The sequence below is a fragment of the Salinibacterium sp. AL4.1 genome, assembly GCF_059767305.1.
In genome coordinates this window covers 285,749-308,451 of the sequence record NZ_JBSOQK010000001.1, presented here as the reverse complement: position 1 = coordinate 308,451, position 22,703 = coordinate 285,749, and the positions used below count along the sequence as shown (strand labels likewise).

20 protein-coding genes are annotated in these 22,703 nt (G+C 61.4%); all 20 read left to right on the top strand.

Features of this window, described 5'->3' with window-relative positions:
• Window positions 1-4: 4 nt before the first annotated feature.
• The 20 genes from coaBC (at window position 5) to ACWTV3_RS01450 (ending at window position 22,679) form a co-directional block, all read left to right on the top strand.
• Window positions 5-1,204 carry a bifunctional phosphopantothenoylcysteine decarboxylase/phosphopantothenate--cysteine ligase CoaBC gene (gene coaBC, locus ACWTV3_RS01545; protein ID WP_498476534.1) on the top strand — a complete coding sequence of 400 codons (1,200 nt, stop codon included), beginning with the start codon at window positions 5-7 and terminating at the stop codon, window positions 1,202-1,204.
• Window positions 1,205-1,233: 29 nt separating this feature from the next.
• Window positions 1,234-2,430 carry a methionine adenosyltransferase gene (metK, locus tag ACWTV3_RS01540; protein ID WP_498476533.1) on the top strand — a complete coding sequence of 399 codons (1,197 nt, stop codon included), beginning with the start codon at window positions 1,234-1,236 and terminating at the stop codon, window positions 2,428-2,430.
• Between the two features lie 2 nt (window positions 2,431-2,432).
• Window positions 2,433-4,409, top strand: coding sequence for a primosomal protein N' family DNA-binding protein (locus ACWTV3_RS01535; protein WP_498476532.1), 1,977 nt, complete (start codon window positions 2,433-2,435; stop codon window positions 4,407-4,409).
• A gap of 54 nt (window positions 4,410-4,463) precedes the next feature.
• Window positions 4,464-5,384 (top strand): methionyl-tRNA formyltransferase, encoded by a 921-nt coding sequence (fmt, locus tag ACWTV3_RS01530; RefSeq protein ID WP_498477925.1) that lies wholly within the window; start codon window positions 4,464-4,466, stop codon window positions 5,382-5,384.
• The gene (locus tag ACWTV3_RS01525; protein ID WP_498476531.1) at window positions 5,381-6,745 is read left to right on the top strand and encodes an RsmB/NOP family class I SAM-dependent RNA methyltransferase; all 1,365 of its coding nucleotides are present in this window, start codon (window positions 5,381-5,383) and stop codon (window positions 6,743-6,745) included. The genes fmt and ACWTV3_RS01525 overlap by 4 nt, the downstream gene beginning before the upstream one ends.
• A gap of 13 nt (window positions 6,746-6,758) precedes the next feature.
• Complete coding sequence (gene rpe / locus ACWTV3_RS01520) at window positions 6,759-7,427, top strand: ribulose-phosphate 3-epimerase (RefSeq protein WP_498476530.1); 669 nt, start codon at window positions 6,759-6,761, stop codon at window positions 7,425-7,427.
• Between the two features lie 177 nt (window positions 7,428-7,604).
• On the top strand, window positions 7,605-7,979 hold the full coding sequence (locus tag ACWTV3_RS01515; protein ID WP_100388945.1) for an FKBP-type peptidyl-prolyl cis-trans isomerase: 375 nt from the start codon (window positions 7,605-7,607) through the stop codon (window positions 7,977-7,979).
• Between the two features lie 59 nt (window positions 7,980-8,038).
• Window positions 8,039-8,302, top strand: coding sequence for a phosphoribosyl-ATP diphosphatase (locus ACWTV3_RS01510; RefSeq protein WP_486175013.1), 264 nt, complete (start codon window positions 8,039-8,041; stop codon window positions 8,300-8,302).
• 43 nt (window positions 8,303-8,345) lie between these two features.
• A complete protein-coding gene (gene hisG, locus ACWTV3_RS01505; RefSeq protein ID WP_498476528.1) occupies window positions 8,346-9,185 on the top strand; it encodes an ATP phosphoribosyltransferase in 840 nt (279 codons plus the stop codon).
• Between the two features lie 2 nt (window positions 9,186-9,187).
• The gene (hisF, locus tag ACWTV3_RS01500; RefSeq protein WP_100388948.1) at window positions 9,188-9,940 is read left to right on the top strand and encodes an imidazole glycerol phosphate synthase subunit HisF; all 753 of its coding nucleotides are present in this window, start codon (window positions 9,188-9,190) and stop codon (window positions 9,938-9,940) included.
• Window positions 9,937-10,314, top strand: coding sequence for a phosphoribosyl-AMP cyclohydrolase (gene hisI / locus ACWTV3_RS01495; protein WP_100388949.1), 378 nt, complete (start codon window positions 9,937-9,939; stop codon window positions 10,312-10,314). Before hisF ends, hisI begins: the two co-directional genes overlap by 4 nt.
• Window positions 10,307-11,833, top strand: coding sequence for an anthranilate synthase component I (locus tag ACWTV3_RS01490; RefSeq protein WP_498476527.1), 1,527 nt, complete (start codon window positions 10,307-10,309; stop codon window positions 11,831-11,833). Before hisI ends, ACWTV3_RS01490 begins: the two co-directional genes overlap by 8 nt.
• Entirely contained in the window at window positions 11,830-12,399 is a 570-nt protein-coding gene (locus ACWTV3_RS01485) for a Trp biosynthesis-associated membrane protein (RefSeq protein WP_498476526.1), read from the top strand. The genes ACWTV3_RS01490 and ACWTV3_RS01485 overlap by 4 nt, the downstream gene beginning before the upstream one ends.
• A gap of 60 nt (window positions 12,400-12,459) precedes the next feature.
• A complete protein-coding gene (locus ACWTV3_RS01480; protein WP_100388952.1) occupies window positions 12,460-12,690 on the top strand; it encodes a DUF6704 family protein in 231 nt (76 codons plus the stop codon).
• Between the two features lies 1 nt (window position 12,691).
• Complete coding sequence (trpC, locus tag ACWTV3_RS01475) at window positions 12,692-13,462, top strand: indole-3-glycerol phosphate synthase TrpC (RefSeq protein WP_498476525.1); 771 nt, start codon at window positions 12,692-12,694, stop codon at window positions 13,460-13,462.
• Complete coding sequence (gene trpB, locus ACWTV3_RS01470) at window positions 13,462-14,679, top strand: tryptophan synthase subunit beta (protein ID WP_498476524.1); 1,218 nt, start codon at window positions 13,462-13,464, stop codon at window positions 14,677-14,679. Before trpC ends, trpB begins: the two co-directional genes overlap by 1 nt.
• Before the next feature lie 2 nt (window positions 14,680-14,681).
• Window positions 14,682-15,464, top strand: coding sequence for a tryptophan synthase subunit alpha (gene trpA / locus ACWTV3_RS01465; protein WP_498476523.1), 783 nt, complete (start codon window positions 14,682-14,684; stop codon window positions 15,462-15,464).
• Window positions 15,465-15,488: 24 nt separating this feature from the next.
• On the top strand, window positions 15,489-16,547 hold the full coding sequence (gene lgt, locus ACWTV3_RS01460; protein WP_498476522.1) for a prolipoprotein diacylglyceryl transferase: 1,059 nt from the start codon (window positions 15,489-15,491) through the stop codon (window positions 16,545-16,547).
• Between the two features lie 107 nt (window positions 16,548-16,654).
• A complete protein-coding gene (gltB, locus tag ACWTV3_RS01455; RefSeq protein WP_498476520.1) occupies window positions 16,655-21,229 on the top strand; it encodes a glutamate synthase large subunit in 4,575 nt (1,524 codons plus the stop codon).
• Window positions 21,222-22,679, top strand: a complete 1,458-nt coding sequence (locus tag ACWTV3_RS01450; RefSeq protein WP_498476519.1) for a glutamate synthase subunit beta — start codon at window positions 21,222-21,224, stop codon at window positions 22,677-22,679. The genes gltB and ACWTV3_RS01450 overlap by 8 nt, the downstream gene beginning before the upstream one ends.
• Window positions 22,680-22,703: the final 24 nt, after the last annotated feature.

Here is a 22,703-nt window from a genome sequence, read left to right as displayed (position 1 = left end):
CTCGGTGACCGCGCTCAACGTTGTCGTCGGAATTTCTGGCGGAATAGCTGCTTATAAAGCAGTCTCTGTTGTGCGCGAGCTTGTGCTTGCTGGCCACGATGTTCACGTCGTGGCCACAAGCAATGCCCTCAAGTTCGTGGGTTTACCCACTCTTGAGGCAATCAGTCGCAACCCGGTTCACACTGACCTCTATGAGGGTGTGGACGAGGTCCGACACGTCTCTGTCGGCCAAGCCGCAGACGTGATCGTTGTTGCGCCGGCTACGGCCAATACGATCGCCAAGATCGCGACAGGCCAAGCCAACGACTTTCTCGGCAATACGATTCTGGCGAGCACTGCTCCCGTACTCATTGCTCCGGCAATGCACACGGAGATGTGGCAGAACGCTGCCACAATTGCCAATGTCGAGATGTTGCGCTCTCGCGGCATCCGCATTGTCGGCCCCGAATCGGGCCAGCTGACTGGTTCTGATATCGGACCGGGGCGGATGTCTGAGCCCAGCGACATTGTTGCTGCGGTTCTCGATGCCGCGGCCACCACTCGCGATCTCGTGGGCCGCTCTGTGCTGGTCACGGCAGGTGGCACGCGGGAGCCTCTTGATCCGGTGCGTTTCATCGGTAATCGCTCGAGTGGCAAGCAGGGTGTCGCCTTGGCGATGGCTGCGGCGGCCCGCGGTGCCGATGTCACTCTGATTGCGGCGAACCTGGAGGTTCCGTTGCCGTCGGGTGTGCGCTGCGTGCAGGTGGGAACAACTCTCGAACTGCAGGCGGCGGTGACGGCTGAAGCGGCATCCGCTGACCTCGTGATTATGGCGGCGGCCGTCGCGGACTACCGCCCGGCAGAGACAGCGCAATCCAAGATCAAGAAGCGCAGCGATTCAAGCACGCTTGAGCTGCGGTTAGAAGAGAACCCTGACATTCTGCGCGGACTCTCTCACGACCGCCCGCGAGAGCAGACAATCGTGGGCTTCGCGGCAGAGACCGAGCAGGACGAGGCTGCACTGCTCGAACTGGGCCGCGGCAAGGTCTCCCGCAAGGGCTGCGACTACCTCGTGATCAACCGAGTCGGCTGGACCGACGGATTCGCCACAGACAGTAACACTGTCATCGTCATCAACGGTGGCGGCGATAGAGTGGGCGAGGCAAGCGGAAGCAAGTTGTCGGTGGCTCACCGCATTCTGGATCTTGTGTTCGCAGCCCGCTGACATCCATTCATCACTACCGGAGACGGCTTATGACTTCGCCCCTGCGCACCTTCACCTCGGAGTCCGTTACCGAGGGTCACCCCGACAAGATTTGTGATCAGATCAGCGACGGCATCCTGGATGCGCTGCTCGGCGAAGACCCGAACGCCCGCGTCGCCGTCGAGACTCTCGTGACAACCGGCCTTGTGCACGTTGCCGGCGAGGTCACCACGACCGGCTACGCCGACATTCCCGCCATCGTGCGCGACCGTATTTCTGAGATCGGCTACAACTCCTCAGACGTCGGCTTTGATGGTCGCTCCTGCGGAGTTTCGATTTCGATTGGCGCGCAATCTCCCGACATCGCTCAGGGTGTCGACCGTGCCCTCGAAGCGCGTGAAGAGCACTCGGACGACGCTCTGGATGTCCTGGGCGCCGGCGACCAAGGCGTCATGTTTGGGTACGCCACGAATGAGACCCCGCAGCTCATGCCCGCGCCCATCTGGTTTGCGCACCGTATGGCCGAGCGCCTGGCCGAGGTGCGTAAAGAGGGCCTCGTCGATTACCTGCGCCCCGATGGCAAAACTCAAGTGACGGTCGGCTACGAGGGATCCGTGCCGCGCAGCATCGAGACCGTTGTGCTTTCTACGCAGCATTCACCTTCTGTCTCGACCGCTCAGCTGCGTCAGGAGATTGAAGAGTTGGTTGTTCGCCCGATCGCCGAAAGTTCGGGCTTCGACCTCTCGAACCTGCAGGCGATCGTGAACCCCAGCGGCCGCTTCGAGATCGGTGGGCCTCAGGGCGATGCCGGCGTCACCGGCCGCAAGGTCATTGTCGACACCTACGGTGGCGCTTCCCGTCACGGTGGGGGAGCGTTCAGCGGAAAAGATCCCTCTAAAGTCGACCGCTCGGCAACGTACGCCATGCGCTGGGTCGCCAAGAATGCCGTCGCTGCTGGCCTCGCTGACCGCGTGGAAGTGCAGATCGCGTATGCGATCGGGCGGGCGGCACCCGTGAGCCTCTACGTCGAGACTTTCGGTACCGGCCATGTCTCTGATGAGACACTGTTGGGCGCTATCCACGACGTCTTCGATCTGCGTCCCGGTGCGATCATCCGGGATCTGGATCTGTTGCGCCCCATCTACGCCAAGACTGCGACGTACGGTCACTTCGGCCGCGAGCTTCCCGAATTCACCTGGGAGCGCCTCGACCGCGTCGACGCGCTTCGCCAGGCGGCCGGCCTGTAGCGATGACTGACGCATCCATCGCTCGGGTGCTCATTGATTCGCCTCTGCCCCAACTCGACAGGCTCTTTGACTACTCGATTCCCGAGAAGCTTCGTGCTGACGCGAAGGCGGGCGTGCGCGTCAAAGTGCCGCTCCGAACACTCGGCAGGCTCGTCGAGGGCTGGATCGTCGAGCTCACCGACACGGTCGATTACGCAGGCAAGCTGAGTGAAGTCGAGACGGTGATCTCGCCGTTCCCCGTGCTCTCGCCTGAAGTCTGGAAACTTGCCCGCACCGCGGCCGACCGCGCCGCTGGCAATGCGGCTGACGTTTTGCGACTGGGTATTCCGAAACGCCATGCGCGCGCCGAAAAGACACTTCCCGATCCCTCCTTGAACACCTTCGAACCATCGGGGGAGCCGGCGGCGGTTGCCTTCTTCGATGAGGGAGCGATCACGACTCTCGTGGCGCAGCGCAAACGAGCTGCTCTTTCCGCTCCGACGGGAGTGACCGAGGTTGCTCCCGGAGTGTGGGTCGGCCGTTGGGCCGTCACAATGGTAGAACTGGCGGCTCAAGCTCTCGCGCGGGGTACCACGGCGATCCTCGCAACCCCGGACTTCCGCGACCAAGAGCAGCTTGAAGCGGCCGCGGCCGCTCTGCTGCCCGCTGACCGGGTGCTGCGGTTGGATGCTCGCCAGAGTGTGCAGAAGCGTTACGGCAACTTTCTCCGCACTCACGACGGCACGCCCTACGTCATCATCGGTAATCGATCGGCCGTCTACGCTCCGGCAGCCAATCTCGGGCTCATCGTGGTGTGGGATGACGGAGATTCTCTCTATAGCGAAAACCTCTCGCCCTATATTCATACGCGGGATGCCGCCCTGCTTCGTCAAGAACAACAGCAGTGCGCGCTGGTTTTTCTCAGCCACTCGCGCAGCACCGAAGTGCAACGCCTTGTTGAGGTTGGCTGGTTGGTTGCGCTCAGCCCCGGCGGTATTCGGCCGCCCAAAGTAATTCCCTCGGCCAACCAGGTCAGTCAAGACCGGCTGGCCGCGATCGCTCGCATTCCCTCTGCGGCGTGGAAGGCTGCGCGAGCAGGTCTCGATGAGGGCCCGGTTCTCGTTCAAGTCGCACGCCCTGGCTATGCGCCTCGACTCGCCTGCGCTGACTGCGCGCAAACGGCGCGCTGTACGACCTGCGCCGGGCCGCTGGCGCAGCGTTCGGCATCCGCGACTCCCAGTTGTGTCTGGTGCGGAGCGCTTGCCGTGAAATGGCGCTGTCGTGAGTGTGACGGCACGAAACTGCGCATGGTCGGCTCGGGCAGTGCTCGAACCGCCGACGAATTGGGCCGTGCGTTCCCCGGCTATCGCGTGATCGTTGCTGATGGTGACCATCAAGTGCTTACGGTCCCCAACGAGCCTTCGCTCATCATTGCGACTCGCGGTGCTGAGCCGGTAGCCGAAGGCGGCTATCGAGCGGTGCTGTTGCTCGATGGTGCTGGCATGCTGGCGCGCGAGAGCCTGCGGGTGGCGGAAGACTGTCTGCGCTGGTGGTCGAACGCGATTGCGTTGGCCGCCGACGGTGCGCCGACGGTGATCGTGGGCGTCGGTGGCGCACTAGCCACTTCGCTCGTGACGTGGCGCCAAGAGGATTTCGCCCAGACAGAGCTCGCTGATCGACGAGAGCTTCGTTTTCCGCCAGCGGTCCGCGTCGCAACGCTCACCGGAAAGATTGCGCTGATCGATGATGCGATACGCCAGCTCCCCGTCGCGCCGCTCGATATCTTGGGCCCGGTCGACCTCCCCGACGGACTAGTGCGCACGATTGTTCGTTTCGACTACAAAGACGGTGCTGCCGTCGCTGAGCAACTGAAAGCGCTCGTGGTGACGGCCACGACAGTGGCACGCCGCAGTCGCAAACCGGGCACACCGCGGGCCCAACAACCGCCGCCGGGACTGCGGGTTCACCTCGACGACCTTGAGCCCTTTGTCGATCTCTAACTGCTCAGTGCGCACCTTTGCGCGATTTCACGAGACAATTGGTGGATGACTTCCTTGCGACTCCTTTTTGCCGGTAGCCCCGAGGTAGCTGTTCCCAGTCTCGACGCGCTGCTGAATTCCGAGCACGAGGTAGCCGGAGTGCTCACGCGCACCGATTCACCCCAGGGGCGACGCCGCGTGATGACCCCCACGCCGGTGGCGGCTCGCGCGCACGAGGCTGCGGTGAGCGTGATTCGTGCCAACCGGCTCGACGCGGCTGCGGCATCCGCCATCGACGATCTTCACGTCGATCTTGGTGTGATCGTCGCTTACGGCGGGTTGGTGCCCGCAAACGTTCTTACGATTCCTCGACTCGGCTGGATCAACCTCCATTTCTCGCTGTTGCCGCAGTGGCGCGGTGCTGCCCCCGTGCAGCGCGCGATTATGGCCGGGGATACTGTGTCGGGCGCGACAGTGTTTCAACTCGTCGAGCAACTCGACGCGGGCGACATCTTCGCCACAATGACCGAGCCGATCGGCGCCCAGCAAACTGCGGGTTCGCTGTTGCAGCAATTGTCGCTGTCTGGTGCCGCGCTGCTTTCGGAGGTTGTCGACTCGCTTGCTGCCGGTACAGCTCATGCTGAACCGCAGGTTGGTGAGGTGACGTTGGCTCCGAAGCTCGCGCTCGACGATGGTCGCATCGACTGGACTGAGCCCGCGCAGTCAGTACACAACCGCATTCGTGGTGTCACGCCCGAGCCCGGCGCATCGACGTCAATTGATGGCAGCCGTCTCAAGGTGCTCGAAGCAGCGATTGCGCGTGACACCCCCTCACTTGCCCCCGGCCACTTCGAATTTGCCGGTAAGAAAGTCTTGGTCGGCACGGCAACCGACCCCCTAGAACTTCTCCGGGTCCATCCCGAGGGACGCAAAGCAATGGATGCCGCAGCCTGGTGGCGTGGCCTGAATTCAGAATCAGAGGTGGTGGCTTCGTGAGCTACGCACAGTCAGCCCGTCGGGTAGCGCTCGACGTCATCATGGCGGTGCGCGAGTCGGATGCGTACGCCAACCTGCTCTTGCCCGTTCACCTCGACCGAGCCAAATTGTCGAGTGCCGATGCCGGCCTCGCGACCGAGCTCACGTACGGCACGCTGCGCATGCAGGGTTATTACGATGCAGTGATCGCACAAGCGGCTGGTCGCGCGGTGTCGAAGATTGATCCACCGGTGCTCGATGTTCTGCGTCTTGCGACCCACCAACTCCTGTCGATGCGTGTGCCGTCTCACGCGGCCGTCGATGAGTCGGTACGGCTGGCCAAGACCATTGGTTCTCGTTCAGCGGTCGGCTTTGTCAACGCGGTGCTGCGCGCTATCACGAAGCACGATGCCGAGACCTGGCGCGAGCGTGTGATTGGTGCTGCGGGCTCTGGCGAAGAAGCTCTTGCGCTGGCGTACTCGCATCCGCTGTGGGTCACTCGGGCATTCCGCCAGGTTCTCGTTGCCGAGGGGCGCGAAGCTGAACTCGAAGGTCTGTTGGCCGCCGACAACGTGCCCGCTCGGGTGTCGGTTGCGGCGTTGCCCGGTTTCTCGGATGCGGCCGACATCGACGTCACTCCATCCGAGTACTCGCCGATCGGTGGCGCACTCCGCGAAGGTGACCCGGCCAAGAACGCTGCAATCGCCTCCGGCCGCGCCCGCGTGCAAGACGAAGGCTCCCAAATCGCCGCGCTCGCCCTCAGCCGCGCTCGCCCCGTCGAGGCGGGGGAGTCATGGCTCGACATGTGCGCAGGCCCCGGCGGCAAGGCCGCCTTGCTCGCCGCTGAAGCCCTGCAGGGCGGAGCGACGCTCACGGCCAACGAACTTGTTCCGGCTCGAGCCAAGCTTGTCCGCAATGCTCTGGCCGTATTCGACGCTCCGCCCGAGGTGTGGGAAAAGGATGGCGTAGAGATCGGCGAAGAGTTCCCGAATCAGTTCGACCGCATCTTGCTCGACGCGCCGTGCACCGGTCTCGGTGCACTTCGTCGTCGTCCCGAGGCTCGCTGGCGCAAACAGCCCGGCGATGTCGCGCAGCTCGGCGCTATTCAGACGGCGCTGCTGAAATCGGCGCTCACGGCGTTGAAGCCGGGCGGTGTTTTGGTGTACGTCACGTGCTCGCCGCACGCCGCTGAAACCAAAGCGATCGTCGGGTCGGTGCTGCGTAAGGTCGAGGGAGTGACCAAAATGGACACTCCTGCGGTGGTGCAGGGGTTCTCCAAGGCAGAGCTTGACCTGCCCGAAGCAACCCACGTTCAGTTGTGGCCGCACCGTCACGGAACTGACGCCATGTTCATCCAACTGCTTGTCAAAGCTGACGCTTAGAGAGGTCTCGGTTATGTCTGTACGCATCAACCCCAGTATTTTGGCGGCGGATTTCGTCAATCTTGAACGCGATATCGCCAAGATATCGAACGCTGACCTCGTCCATGTCGACATCATGGACAATCACTTTGTGCCGAACTTGACGTTTGGTCTCCAGATGACGGAGCGCATTCAGCAGGTCTCCACGATCCCGCTCGATGTGCATTTGATGATCACTGATCCTGAACGCTGGGCGCCGGACTACGCCGACCTTGGCGCCTATGGCGTTACTTTCCACGCCGAGGCTGCTTCGGATGCTGTGGGCCTAGCCCGCACGCTGCGGGCGAAAGGCGCTCGTGCCGGCATCGCGGTTAAGCCCGGTACTCCGATTGAGCCGTATCTCGAGCTGCTCGAGGAGTTCGACCAGGTGCTCGTGATGACGGTCGAGCCGGGTTTTGGTGGCCAAAGCTTCATGGAGGAGACGATGCCCAAGCTCACCCAGCTTCGTGAACTCGTCGACAAGCGCGGGCTCGATGTCTGGCTTCAGGTCGACGGCGGAGTCGACGAGCGCACGATCGAGATCGCGGCAGCGGCCGGGGCTGATACTTTCGTTGCTGGTTCTTCCGTCTACCGCGGCGACGACCCGTCACTGCGGGTGTCAGAACTGCGCGAGAAGGCTAGTGCGCACCGTCACGCTCACTAACGTTCAGTAAACGGCGTGGTGAAGCGTTCGGCCGCCCACGCTCAGGCGCGGCAAGCGAATACGCGAACAGCGTGCTGCCCACAGCGTGCTGCCCACAGCGTGCCGCTCACAGCGAACACGGCCATATTTCGCGGGGCGCTGAGCCGGGCATCCGGGTCCATCTGGTTGACTAGTCCAATGACTGATTCAGGAAAAACTAAGCCAGAGGTCGAGTTCTACGAGGGCCCTGCGCCCACTGAGCTCGTCATCATTGACATCGAAGAGGGAACCGGTGCGGAGGCAACTGCTGGTTCCACGGTTGACGTGCACTACTTGGGCGTCGACTTTGAGACTCTCGAAGAGTTTGACTCCTCGTGGAGCCGCGGCGAGTCCATCAACTTCCCGCTCATGGCACTCATTAGTGGTTGGCAAGAGGGAATTCCCGGCATGAAGGTGGGCGGCCGTCGCCAGCTCATCTGCCCGCCGCACCTCGCGTACGGTCCCGCCGGTGCTGGTCACCAGCTCTCCGGACGCACCTTGACCTTCGTGATCGACCTGCTCGGCACGAACTAGTCACACCTCGTTCAAGTCATGCGGCAAGGGACCGCCCTCTGGGGCGGTACCCTTGACGTGTGAAAGACTTCGACGCACTTTTTGCTGAACTAAGCCGCAAAGCGGTAGAACGTCCGGCCGACTCTGGTTCGGTTGCCCTGTGGGATGCCGGAGTGCATTCGATCGGCAAGAAGATTGTGGAAGAGGCTGCCGAAGTATGGATGGCAGCCGAGTACCAGTCGGACGAAGAGACCGCAGAAGAGATCTCCCAACTCATCTACCACCTTCAGGTTCTGATGGTTGCTAAAGGGCTCAGCCCGGAGGACGTGTGGCGACATCTTTGATGTGCCCACGACCACTTTTCGCACCAAATGACTGAGAGCTGACATGTTAAGAGTTGCAGTGCCCAACAAGGGTTCACTGAGTGAGATCGCTTCCGAAATGCTCTACGAAGCGGGCTACACGGGGCGACGCGATCCGCGCGCCTTGAACGTTCGCGATGACCGCAATGGCGTGGAGTTTTTCTACCTCCGCCCCCGCGACATCGCCACCTACGTGGGCTCGGGCGCCCTCGACGTAGGGATCACTGGTCGAGACCTCCTCTTGGACTCGGGATCACCGGCGGTGGAGATCGCGAGCCTTAACTTCGGTGACTCGACGTTCCGTTTCGCGGGGGAGCCTGGGCGGTTCAACGAACTTTCCGACCTCAACGGAGTGCGGGTGGCCACGAGCTATGCCGGCCTCGTTGGAGCATTCCTTGAGCGTCACGGCGTCACGGCAGAGCTCGTGAGCCTCGACGGCGCCGTGGAGTCCGCGATCCGACTCGGAGTAGCGGATGCTGTGGCCGACGTCGTGTCGACCGGCTCGACACTTCGCGCTCAGGGCCTCGAGATTTTCGGCCCCGTCATCCTCGACTCGACCGCTGTGTTGATCAGTTCGGGCAAGGATGTCGAGGGCAGCGCAACGCTTCAGCGTCGCCTGCAGGGTGTGCTTGTCGCTCGCCAGTACGTGTTGATCGACTATGACGTTCCGGTGGCGCTTCTCGAAGCGGCAACGAAGGTCACCCCGGGCATCGAAAGCCCCACGGTTTCTCCGCTCCAAGACCCCGCTTGGGTTGCTGTGCGTTCGATGGTCCACCGGGTTGATACCAACCAGGTCATGGACGAACTGCACGCTGTCGGCGCGCGGGCCATTCTGGTCAGCGCGATTCACGCAGCGAGGATTTAGTAATGACGGTCGCTGTACGGGTCATTCCGTGTCTCGATGTCGCCGACGGTCGCGTGGTCAAAGGTGTCAACTTCAAGGATCTTCGTGACGCTGGAGATCCAGTGTCTCTCGCGCGTCTTTACTACGAGCAGGGGGCCGACGAGGTCACCTTCCTCGATGTGACGGCAACGGTCGAAGGCCGCGCCACGATGTACGAGGTAGTGCGTTCCGCTGCCGAGCAAATCTTCATTCCGCTCACCGTCGGTGGCGGGGTTCGCCAGCCTGACGATGTGTCGAAGCTGTTGGCCCACGGTGCCGACAAGGTGGGCGTCAACAGCGCCGCACTGGCTCGCCCTCAACTGATTGACGACATTGCCCACCGCTTCGGTGCTCAGGTGCTCGTGCTCAGCCTCGACATCAAGCGTCGCGGAGACGGCTGGATTGTCACAACGCACGGTGGCCGCACCGAAACTGATCGCGATGCGCTCGAATGGGCCCGTGAAGCTATGGAGCGTGGCGCCGGAGAGTTGCTCGTCAACTCGATCGATGCTGACGGAACGAAAGAAGGGTTCGACCTCGAACTCGTCTCCGCTATCAGTGAATTCGCCACAGTGCCGGTTATCGCCAGTGGTGGAGCCGGCAAGGTCGAGCATTTTGCTCCGGCCATCGATGCGGGGGCGGATGCCGTACTTGCAGCATCCGTCTTCCACAGCCGTCAGTTGACGGTTGGCGATGTCAAGGCTTCACTCAACAGTCATGGATTGGTTACACGATGAGCGATGAACTCACTCTCGAGACCGTGAACGACGTGCTGGAACGAGCTCAGTTCGCTGCCGATGGCTTGCTGCCGGCAATCATCCAGCAGTGGGACACCAAGGAAGTACTCATGTTGGGTTACATGAATGCCGAAGCTCTCACGCGAACCCTCACTGAGGGGCGAGTAACGTTCTACAGCCGCAGCCGTCAGGAACTCTGGCGCAAGGGCGACACGAGTGGACACCGCCAGTACGTGCGCACTGCGGCCCTGGACTGCGACCGTGATGCGCTGCTCGTGGGCGTTGAGCAGATCGGCCCCGCGTGCCACACCGGCACTCACTCCTGTTTCGAAGTAGATCCGCTCGTTCCCCGCCAAGGATTCTCTGATGAATAGCACCACCACTCGCGAAGAGTTCGATCAGCTCGTCGCTGCCGGCCACCGAGTCGTTCCGGTCATCCGCCAACTCTTCGCTGATGGCGAGACTCCGGTCGGGGTTTACCGCAAGTTGGCGAAAGCCAATCCGGGCACTTTCTTGCTCGAATCAGCAGGTCAGGGCGGCATTTGGGCACGCTTCTCGTTCGTCGGCGTCGCGAGCTTTGGTGTGCTCACGCAGCACGAGCATGGCGTCGAGTGGATCGACTACGGGATGCCGCGAGAGCGAATTCTGGGCGACGATTGCCCGACGGCTCCGCTCGAAGCACTCGCGCATCTCAATGAGCGCTGGAAGACTCCGCGCGTTGAGGGCCACCCTCCGTTGACCGGCGGTCTCGTCGGCTTCGTCGGCTGGGAAGCCGTTCGTGAGCTCGAGAACCTCCCGGATGCCCCTCCCGCTGACTTCGAGGTACCGAGCCAAGCGCTCAGCTTTGTATCCGATCTCGTGGTTCTCGACCACCGGTTCGGCACGGTATTGCTCATCTCGACCGCGCTCAACGATGCTCACCAGTCTGCCGACGAAATGTGGGCCGAAACGCAATCGCGTCTCGATTCTCTCCAAGCGGGCCTAGCTCAGCCGACGGAGGCCTTCTTGGCCGATGTCGATATCGAGATCGAGCCGCAGCCCGCGCCGCGCACCACTCCTGCCGAGTACGCAACAGCCATCGAGAAGTCCAAAGAATTTATTCGTGATGGCGATGTCTTTCAGGTCGTGATCTCTCAACGTTTCGACCACGAGGTCTCGGCGACACCCCTCGACGTATACCGGGTTCTGCGCACTCTGAACCCGTCGCCATACATGTATCTGCTCTCACTAGTCGATGTGGACGGGCGACCGTACTCGATCGTGGGCGCGAGCCCTGAGGCGCTCGTCAAGGTCAGCCAAAAGCGTGTGCACATGCATCCGATCGCGGGTTCGCGTCCGCGGGGCAGTGACACCGAGCGTGATCTTGAACTCGCTGAAGAATTGCTCGCTGACACTAAAGAGCGCGCCGAGCACCTCATGCTTGTCGACCTTGCCCGTAACGACCTCCTGAAGGTCTGCACTCCCGGCACGGTCGCGGTAACCGAGTTCATGCAGGTCGAGCGCTTCAGCCACATCATGCACCTTGTGTCGTCGGTAGAAGGCGATCTGCGCCCTGAAGCGACCGCGGTAGACGTATTCCGCGCGACCTTCCCCGCTGGCACTCTGTCGGGCGCTCCCAAGCCTCGCGCGCTAGAGATCATCGACGAGCTCGAACCCGCCCAGCGCGGTGTGTACGGGGGAGTCGTGGGTTACTTCGACTTCGCCGGCGACGCCGACCTGGCGATTGCTATCCGTACAGTCACGATTGTTGACGGTATGGCTCGGGTGCAGGCTGGTGCCGGTCTCGTTGCGGATTCAGATCCCGCTGCGGAGCACCAAGAAGCGCAGAATAAGGCTGCAGCGCCGTTGCGTGCTGTTGCAGTCGCTAATGCGATGACACAGTTGAGTTCATGAACGGCAAGCGGTCTCGAACAGTAGTTCTCGCGGGGCTCGTACTTCTCGCCGCTCTGGTGATGCTCACGTGGACCCAGCGGTGGTTCACAATCACGCTCCCGGATGCCGTCACAGTCGAGGTGCTCGGCAGCGATGCCGCCGGTGCGCTGGCTACGCTCGCACTTTCCGTATTCGCGCTGGTTGCTGCTCTCAGTATCGCGTCGGTGCTTGTGCGACGGATTCTTGGTGTCATGGCCGCGGCGGTAGGCGTGGCCATTGTCGTCGTGAGTCAGTCGACCCTCGCCGACCCTGCTTTGGCCTCGTCCGAACTGGTGACCGAGTCCACGGGCATCAGCGGCATTGATTCTGTACGGGCGCTTATCGTCCTGATTGAGGGCAGCATGTGGTCGTACACTGCGCTCGTGGCAGGGGCACTCATTGTCATTGTGGGGTTGCTTGCAACGATCTCCGCTCATCGGTGGCCGACCGCTACGAAAAAGTACGACCGAGCAACCGCCGTAGTCGCGGATGACCCCGCGTCGCAGTGGGATGCCCAAAGTCGTGGAATCGACCCGACAGAGCTCTGATTGGCAACGCCAAGCGGCTTACTCCCGCTACAATTTAAGATCAGCAAAGGATGGAGCCTGATGAGTACTGATAATGACCCCGGCCACGGAAACTCCCCGGCGGCATGGACCGCTGTAGTGATCATGTTGGTCGCGTTCACGATCGGAACGCTCGCTTTTTGGTTCAACATCGCGTGGCTCGTCTTCGCGTCGGCGGGACTGGTTGTCGTCGGGCTAATCGTCGGTCAGGTGCTCAAGCGCCTCGGCTATGGCGTGGGTGGCGACAAGCTCACCCCCAAGACGCACAGCTAGAGTGCTCTCCGATTTAGTTGACGGCGCGCTGGAAGACGCCGCCGTCCGTCGCGAGTCCGTCAGTCTCGCCGCTATAGAGCGCGCTGCGGCTGATGCTGCTCCGGCGCTGGATGCTCTTGAAGCGCTGTCTCCTCGCGAGCGTGTGCACATCATCGCTGAAATCAAGCGATCGAGTCCGTCTCGCGGTGCCCTCGCGGAGATCACCGATCCTGCGTCGCTCGCGACCTCGTACCAAACCGGGGGAGCGAGCGCGATTAGTGTGCTCACCGAACAGCGCCGTTTCGGCGGTTCGCTCGATGACTTGATCACGGTGAAGTCTGTAGTGCGGCTTCCCGTATTGCGTAAGGACTTCATCGCCGAGCCGTATCAAGTCTTTGAGGCTCGAGCCGCCGGTGCTGACCTCGTTCTGTTAATCGTTGCGGCGCTGGATCAACCTACATTGACCACGCTCTACAACCTCATCGTGCAGCTCGGTATGACTCCGCTGGTGGAAACACACTCAGCAGAAGAAGTTTCTCGGGCCCTCGATGTGGGAGCGAGCCTCGTGGGAGTCAACGCTCGCAACTTGAGCACGTTTGAACTTGACCAAAATCTGTTCGGCGAACTCGCTGACCAGATTCCTAGCGGAGTTATCCGCATCGCAGAGTCGGCAGTGAAGACCGCCGCAGACGTTGCGCATTACCGTAACGCGGGAGCGGATGTGGTTCTCGTGGGCGAAGCACTCGTCACGGGCGACCCGATCGCCACTTTGCAAGACTTTTTGGACTGCTAATGCTGAAAGATGAACTGGGCCCCTACTTCGGTGAGTTCGGCGGGCGATTCGTTCCAGAATCGCTGATTGCTGCGCTCGATGAGTTGGATGCCGCGTACAACGAAGCCAAGAACGACCCGGAGTTTGCTGCCGAGCTTGCTGAGCTCCACGCGAGTTACACGGGCCGTCCTTCGATCATCACTGAGGTCCCGCGTTTTGCGGAACACGCTGGTGGCGCTCGGATCATTCTCAAGCGTGAAGATCTCAACCACACGGGTTCGCACAAGATCAACAACGTTCTCGGTCAGGCGCTGCTAGCCCGTCGCTTGGGCAAGACACGACTGATCGCGGAGACCGGCGCCGGTCAACATGGTGTCGCCACGGCCACTGCAGCCGCACTCTTCGGAATGTCGTGCGTCGTGTACATGGGCGAGGTCGACACTGAGCGCCAAGCGCTCAACGTCGCGCGCATGCGCCTCCTGGGCGCAGAAGTAATCCCCGTTACGGCAGGCTCGCGCACGCTGAAGGACGCAATCAACGAGGGATTGCGCGACTGGGTTGCCAACGTTGAAGACACCCACTACCTCATGGGCACCGTTGCCGGCCCTCATCCCTTCCCCGTGATGGTGCGGGATTTCCACCGTGTCATCGGTGATGAGGCGCGCAAGCAGGTTCTCGAACTCACCGGAGCACTGCCGACCGCGGTCGCCGCGTGCGTGGGTGGCGGTAGCAACGCGATGGGAATCTTCCACGCCTTCCTCGACGACACCGATGTGGCCCTCTACGGCTACGAAGCAGCCGGCGAAGGGCACTTGACCGAGCGTCACGCTGCCACGCTCACTAAGGGACGCCCCGGTGTTCTGCACGGTGCTCGCAGCTACATGCTGCAGGATGACGAAGGCCAGACTGTTGAATCGCATTCGATCTCGGCAGGGCTCGACTATCCCGGAGTGGGCCCCGAGCATTCGTGGCTCAAAGACATTGGGCGCGCCAATTACGACCCGATCACCGATGCCGAGGCGATGGAGGCTCTGCGGCTGTTGAGCCGCACCGAGGGAATCATCCCCGCTATTGAGTCTGCGCACGCGTTGGCCGGAGCAATCAAGCTCGGCAAGCACTTGGGCCCAGAGTCGGTCATCCTCGTGAACCTCAGCGGTCGCGGAGACAAAGACATGGAAACAGCGGCCGAGTATTTCGAATTGATTGATTCAGCCGAAGCCAGCAAGGCAGGGGAGTAGCCGTGAGCGCAGTAGAAGCAGCGATTGCTCGCGCCAACGCGGAACGTGGCGGAGCCCTCATCGGTTACTTGCCCGTCGGTTTCCCGACCGTTGCCGAGAGCATCGAGGCCGCAGTCGCAATGGCGGAGAATGGCGTCGATGTTATCGAACTCGGCCTGCCCTACTCTGACCCGGTCATGGACGGTCCCGCGATCCAGAAAGCAACGCAGACCGCGTTGTCGAATGGCTTCCGCCTTCACGACGGCTTTGATGCGGTTCGCGAGATTACCTCTCGCGTATCGGCACCGGTTGTCCTAATGAGCTACTGGAATCCGATCATGCAGTACGGCGTCGATCGTTTCGCCGATGAGCTCAAGGCTGCCGGCGGGTCTGGAATCATTACGCCTGACCTCGTGAGTGACGAAGCGGCTGACTGGATCGCTGCATCCGAGCGCACGGGTCTCGACCGAGTGTTCCTCGCGGCTCCGTCGTCGAGCGATGCGCGCCTCGTTCGTGCGGTCGAAGCAAGCACCGGGTTTGTTTACGCCGTCTCCACGATGGGAATCACGGGCGCACGTTCCGACGTTGACGCTGCAGCTAAGACTCTCGTTGCACGTCTGCGTGACGCTAGCTCCACCAGCGCCTGCGTCGGTCTAGGTATCTCTACTGCCGAACAGGTCCGTGAGGTTCTTACCTACGCCGACGGTGCAATTGTCGGTTCAGTGTTCGTCAGTGCTTTGTCGACCGGTGGGGTGGATGCTGTCGCGAAGACTGCAGCGTCACTCGCGACCGGTACTCTTGCTTAGTCGCAGTCCAGAAAGGTGACCTCCTTGTCATTAGTGCCCCTCAGTATCCCGAGCCCACCTGACTCGTGGTCGACGCTTGTTACGATCCCGTTCGATCAGTGGTTCAGTGCTGTCGGCCTCGACTTCGGTCAAGCAGTCCAGATCCACACGTACGCGATTTGCATCCTGCTCGGAATCATCGCGGCGACGATGCTCACCGAACGTCGCCTCACACGTCACGGCGCCGAACCCGGAGTCGTCATTGACATCATCATTTGGGCGGTGCCGCTCGGTCTCGTCGGTGCTCGTCTGTACCACGTCGCGACTCACCCTGGCGATTACTTCTACGAGGGTGCAGACCCGTGGGAGATTATCCGCATCTGGAACGGCGGCAACGCCATCTTCGGGTCGCTCATCGGTGGCGCTGTTGGTGCCTACATTGGCGCCCGCCTCACTGGTATCCGTTTCTGGAGCTTTGCGGATGCCCTGGCTCCCGCCATGCTTTTGGCTCAGGCCATTGGTCGCCTCGGTAACTACTTCAACCAGGAGCTCTTCGGGCAGCCGACGGCGTTGCCCTGGGGCCTGCAGATCGATGCCGGCAACTCGGCCATTCCGGTGGGGCTTCCCGCCGGCACGCTGTTCCACCCAACGTTCCTCTACGAAATGATTTGGAATGTCGTGGGCATCGTTTTCCTGCTCACCATGGAGCGCCAGTACGGCTTCGTCAAGAAGCACGTTCTCGGTCTCACCGTTCCCGTCTTCGCACCCACCGGCCCTGTCCGTTTGCAGTGGGGCAAGGTCTGGGCGCTGTACATGATTTGGTACGGAATCGGCCGAGTGTGGTTTGAGTCGATTCGCATCGACCCCAGCGAAGTGATTCTCGGGCTGCGCGTGAATGTCTGGGGCGCCCTGTTGACTGTTGCTCTCGGTATCGTTCTCTTCATCATCCAGTCACGTCGTCACGTGGGCGCCGAAAAGACGGCCTACGTTGACGGTCACACGTGGTCTGCTGATGGTGTTGTAAACTCCGAAGATCGTTATTCCGAGCATGACATTGTCGTCAATGCTGTCGAGGAGTCCGCTCCCGTCATTGCTTCGAAATAGTCCGCCACAAGCGGTCGCACCCCCTCAGGCCTGAATCAGGCGCTGAAAATTGTCTCTGGGCCATAGAAGTCCCTCTCCGCACCAGTAATACGTGAGGACGGTACGGCATGGCTGTTACCCCACCCTTTGAACGCTTTGGATCAATCCCTGCAGCACAGGGGATGTACGACCCAACAAACGAGAAAGATGCCTGCGGGCTCGCCATGGTGGCGACCCTGCGTGGCACCCCCGGGCACGACATTATTGCGACCGCCCTCGAGGCGCTGCGTAATCTCGAACACCGTGGCGCAGTCGGTTCCGACGCCGGTACCGGTGACGGTGCTGGCATCATGCTCCAAATTCCGGATGCGTTTTTCCGCGACGTCGTAGAGTTCGAGCTGCCTACGGAGGGCCGCTACGCCGCCGGCATCGCGTTCTTGCCCCTCGACAGCGCAGCACGCGCGGAGGTTAAAGAGGGCATCGAGAAACTCGCTGAAGAAGAGGACCTCACCGTTCTCGGCTGGCGCGACGTTCCGATCCAGCCGGGAGAGCTTGGCTCGCTGGCGCGCGGCGCTATGCCCGCGTTTGAGCAACTCTTCTTGCAGTCGAAGCGGGTCGATCTCAAGGGCACGCTTCGTGGCATCCACCTTGATCGCCAGACCTATCGTCTGCGTAAGCGCGCCGAGCGCGAGCTTCACGTGTACTTCCCCTCGTTGTCGTGCCGCACGATTACTTACAAGGGAATGGTTACGACGCTTCAGCTCGAGCCGTTCTACCCTGACCTGTCAGACGAGCGCTTCGCGTCCAAGCTTGCGCTTGTGCACTCGCGGTACTCCACAAACACGTTCCCCTCTTGGCCGCTTGCGCAGCCGTTCCGCATGGTCGCTCACAACGGCGAGATCAACACCGTGCAGGGAAACCGAAACTGGATGCGCGCCCGTCAGTCTCAGCTCGAGTCCGCGGTCTTTGGCGATATCAAGGATATTCTTCCGGTCAACACTCCGGGCGCCAGTGACTCGGCTTCGTTCGATGAGGTTGTCGAACTGCTCAACTTGGCTGGCCGTTCATTGCCGCACGCCATGATGATGATGGTTCCCGAAGCCTACGAGAACCAGACCGATACCGACCCGCGTCGTCGAGCGTTCTACGAGTACCACTCGATGCTCATGGAGCCGTGGGATGGTCCTGCCGCCCTTGTCTTCACCGACGGCTCCCTCGTGGGTGCCACTCTCGACCGCAACGGACTTCGCCCCGGACGTTACTTGGTGACGGATGACGGTCTCGTTGTTCTCGCGAGCGAGATCGGCGTCTTTGACGTCGAACCAACGAAGGTTGTTCGTAAGGGACGTCTACGCCCCGGCAAGATGTTCCTCGTTGACACAGCCGCTGGACGCCTGATCGAAGATGACGAAATTAAGGCAGAGCTCGCTGCGTCGCAGCCCTGGGCTGAGTGGCTCGAGAGCGGTCGAATTGCCCTCGAAGAGCTGCCTGAACGCGAGCACATCGTGCACACACCCGCGTCGGTCACCCGTCGTCAGCGCACCTTCGGTTACACCGAAGAAGAGGTGCGAATCCTCATCGAGCCCATGTCGCGGCTCGGCGCCGAGCCGTTGGGCGCCATGGGGTCGGATACTCCGATTGCTGTGCTCTCACAGCGCCCACGCCTGCTCTTCGACTACTTCACTCAGCAGTTCGCGCAGGTCACAAACCCGCCTCTCGACTCCATTCGAGAGGCTGTCGTTACCTCGATGGCGCTGGGCATTGGTCCGCAGCGCAATCTGTTGAACGCAACGCCGGAGCACGCCAAGCAAGTCGCGCTGCCGTTCCCCGTGATCGACAACGACGAGCTCGCCAAGATCCAGCACATCGAACCGCACCCCGGTAGTCGTCTTTCGACGACTATCAAGGGGCTGTACCGCGTTGATGCAGGCCCCTCCGCAATGGAATCCCGGCTCGCCGAGATGTGCGCTGAGGCTGATGCTGCTATCGCCGCTGGCGCTGAGTTCATCGTTCTCTCTGACCGTGACTCGAACAAAGACCTCGCGCCTATTCCGTCCTTGCTCATGCTTGCGACCGTGCACCACCACCTCATTCGTCAGCAAGAGCGCATGAAGGTCGGAATGATCGTCGAGGCTGGTGACGTTCGGGAAGTTCACCACGTCGCGCTGCTCGTCGGTTACGGTGCTTCCGCCATCAACCCCTACCTCGCTATGGAGTCAGCGGAAGAACTCGTCCGCAACGGCACCATCACAGGACTCACGCCTGAGAAGGCTGTTCGCAACCTCATCACTGCGCTCGGTAAGGGCGTACTCAAGATCATGTCCAAGATGGGCATCTCAGTGGTGAGCTCCTATGCAGGTGCGCAAGCTTTCGAAGCTGTCGGCCTCTCGCAGGCGTTCGTTGATCAGTACTTCACCGGCACGAAGAGCATCCTCGGTGGTATCGGGCTCGACGTTATCGCTCGTGAAAATGCAGAGCGTCACATCGCTGCGTACCCCGAAGATCGCGCGCCTACGGTCCACGAGCGCTTGAACACGGGTGGCGAGTATCAGTGGCGCCGTGAAGGCCCACCGCATCTCTTCAACCCCGAAACAGTGTTCAAGCTGCAGCATGCCACGCGTAACCGGCGCTACGACATCTTCCGGGAGTACACCTCCAAGGTTGATGAGCAGGCCGAAAACTTGATGACTCTGCGTGGCCTCTTTAAGTTCAAGAAGGATGAGCGTACGCCCATCTCGATTGACGAGGTCGAGCCGGTGTCGAGCATCGTGAAGCGCTTCAGCACGGGGGCCATGAGCTACGGCTCCATCAGCAAGGAAGCGCACGAGACGCTCGCTATTGCGATGAACCAGTTGGGTGCGCGTTCCAACACGGGTGAGGGTGGCGAAGACGTCGACCGTCTTCTTGACCCGACCCGTCGTAGTGCCATCAAGCAGGTTGCTTCTGGCCGCTTCGGCGTTACGAGCATGTACTTAACGCACGCCGATGACATCCAAATCAAGATGGCTCAGGGAGCAAAGCCCGGTGAAGGTGGGCAACTACCTGCTGGCAAGGTTTACCCGTGGATCGCTCGCACGCGTCACGGTACTCCCGGTGTCGGTCTCATTTCGCCGCCGCCTCACCACGACATTTACTCAATCGAAGACCTCAAGCAATTGATTTTCGATCTCAAGCGCTCGAATCCCTCGGCGCGCGTTCACGTCAAGCTTGTCAGCCAGAAGGGCATTGGCGCGGTTGCTGCCGGTGTCACGAAGGCTAAGGCCGATGTTGTCTTGGTCTCCGGCCACGATGGCGGTACCGGCGCGAGCCCACTGAACTCGCTTAAGCACGCGGGCACGCCCTGGGAGATCGGTTTGGCTGAGACCCAGCACACGCTCATGCTCAACGGCATGCGCGACCGCGTCGTGGTGCAGGTTGACGGCCAGATGAAGACCGGCCGCGATGTCATTATCGGTGCCCTTTTGGGCGCTGAAGAGTATGGCTTCGCTACGGCTCCTCTCGTTGTGTCGGGTTGTATCCTGATGCGCGTCTGTCACCTCGACACGTGCCCCGTTGGCGTTGCAACTCAGAATCCGGAGTTGCGGGAGCGCTTCACCGGCAAGCCTGAATTCGTCGTGAACTTCTTCGAGTTCTTGGCTCAAGAGGTGCGCGAGTACCTCGCAGAGCTTGGCTTCCGCACGTTGGAAGAAGCGATTGGCCACAGTGAACTGCTGGATGTTGACCGTGCCGTTTCGCACTGGAAGACTGACGGCCTCGACTTGTCGCCGGTATTCGATGGTCCCGAGTTCAGTGACGCTGAGCCTCGCACCCATGCCGTAGAGCAGGATCACGAACTCGCTGAGCACTTCGATCAGCAGCTCATCCAGTTGAGCAAGGCCGCTTTAAAGAACAAGGAGCCGGTCGAGATTGATCTGGCTGTTCGCAACACCGATCGAGCGGTCGGAACGATGCTGGGTCACGAAGTAACCCGCCGCCATGGCGAGCACGGATTGCCCGCGGATACGATCTCGATCACCCTGCACGGTTCTGCCGGTCAGTCCCTGGCAGCGTTCGTCCCCGCCGGCATCTCGATCAAGCTCTATGGTGACAGCAACGACTACGTCGGTAAGGGATTGTCGGGCGGCTCAGTTGTGGTGCGTCCTGACCTCACCAGCGTGTTCGCTGCGGAGAAGAACGTCATCGCCGGAAACGTCATCGGTTACGGTGCCACCAGCGGCAGCATCTTCATCCGCGGCAAAGTCGGTGAGCGCTTCATGGTGCGAAACTCAGGCGCTACCGCAGTTGCCGAAGGCGTCGGCGACCACGCGCTCGAATACATGACGGGTGGGCTGGTGCTGATTCTTGGCGCCACTGGCCGCAACCTGGGCGCGGGAATGTCGGGCGGTACCGCTTACATCCACCAGCTCCGCGAGGAACGTGTCAACGGTGACTCCCTGAGTTCAGGGGAGCTCATGTTGAGCGGCCTCGGCAGTGCCGATATTGAAATCGTCAAGGATCTGCTCGAACGTCATCTCGAAGAGACCGGGTCAGTAGTTGCCGAAAGCATGCTGGCCGATATGGATGCCACGGCAGCCCAATTCACGAAGGTTACGCCTCGTGATTACGCGGCCGTCATTCAGACTCGAGAGACTGCATTAGCCGAGGGACTCGACCCCGACGGGGACGTTACCTGGGCACGAATTAGGGAGGTTACCGGTGGCTGATCCCAAGGGATTCCTCAAGGTTCAAGAGCGCGAGCTTCCGAAGCGGCGCCCCGTCAGTCTCCGACTGATGGACTACAAAGAGGTCTATGAGCAGCAAGAGTCGGGCCAGCTGGCTCGGCAGGCTGGTCGCTGTATGGACTGTGGCGTGCCGTTCTGTCATCAGGGCTGCCCGCTCGGCAACCTGATTCCGGAGTGGAACGACCTCATGCGTCGCGGCGAAAGTGCCGAAGCGATCGAGCGTCTCCATGCCACCAACAATTTCCCGGAGTTCACGGGACGTTTGTGCCCGGCACCGTGCGAGAGCTCGTGCGTACTGGGAATCAACCAGCCGGCAGTCACGATCAAGCAAATCGAAGTTTCGATCATCGATCAGGCTTTCGCTGATGGCAACGTCACGCCCCACCCGCCCGGACGCTTGACGGGCAAGACTGTTGCCGTTGTCGGCTCGGGCCCCGCGGGACTCGCTGCCGCTCAACAGCTCACTCGCGCAGGCCACACTGTCGCTGTTTTCGAGCGCGAAGATCGCATTGGCGGACTGTTGCGCTACGGAATCCCAGACTTCAAGATGGAGAAGCGCCACATCGAGTCGAGGCTCGCTCAAATGCAGGCAGAGGGAACGCGTTTCCGTGCCGGTGTCAACATCGGAGTCGACATCTCGTGGAGCGATCTCCGCTCACGTTATGACGCTGTTGTGGTTGCTACCGGCGCCACCGTGCCCCGCGACCTGCCGATTCCGGGACGCGACGCTCTTGGCGTTCATTTCGCCATGGAATACCTGGTTCAGTCCAACCGCGCAGTCGCGGGCGACTCCGTGAGCGAACAGGTAACGGCCGAGGGCAAGCACGTCGTTGTTCTTGGCGGTGGAGACACGGGTGCTGACTGCATCGGCACCGCTCACCGTCAGGGCGCGCTCTCGGTCACGAACCTCGCCATTGGTGTTCAACCTCCGAGCGAGCGCCCCGAACACCAACCCTGGCCGCTCACGCCTACGCTTTTCGAGGTCTCTAGCGCCCACGAAGAGGGGGGCGAACGCCAGTACTTGGCGTCCACCGTTGAATTCTTGACGAACTCGGTTGGCGAAGTGCGCGCTATTCGTGTCGCCGAAACTGAGTTCGTTGACGGCCGCCGTGTACCGAAGGTAGGCACCGAGCGCGAGATCCCTGCGGATCTCGTTCTGCTGGCTCTCGGGTTCACCGGGCCCGAAACTGACACTCTCGACAAGCAGCTTCCGCTCGCGGCCGACAATCGCGGCAACCTCACGCGCGACGACAACTATGAAAGCGGCACCCCCGGCGTCTACGTCGTCGGAGATGCCGGTCGTGGCCAGTCGCTGATCGTGTGGGCAATCGCTGAAGGTCGGGCTGCGGCATCCGCTGTTGATCGCTACCTTGAGGGGGAGACGCAATTGCCGTTCCCCGTTCGCCCGGACGATCGCGGCATGACGCTCTAAGAGTTCCACCACCACCACCACCAC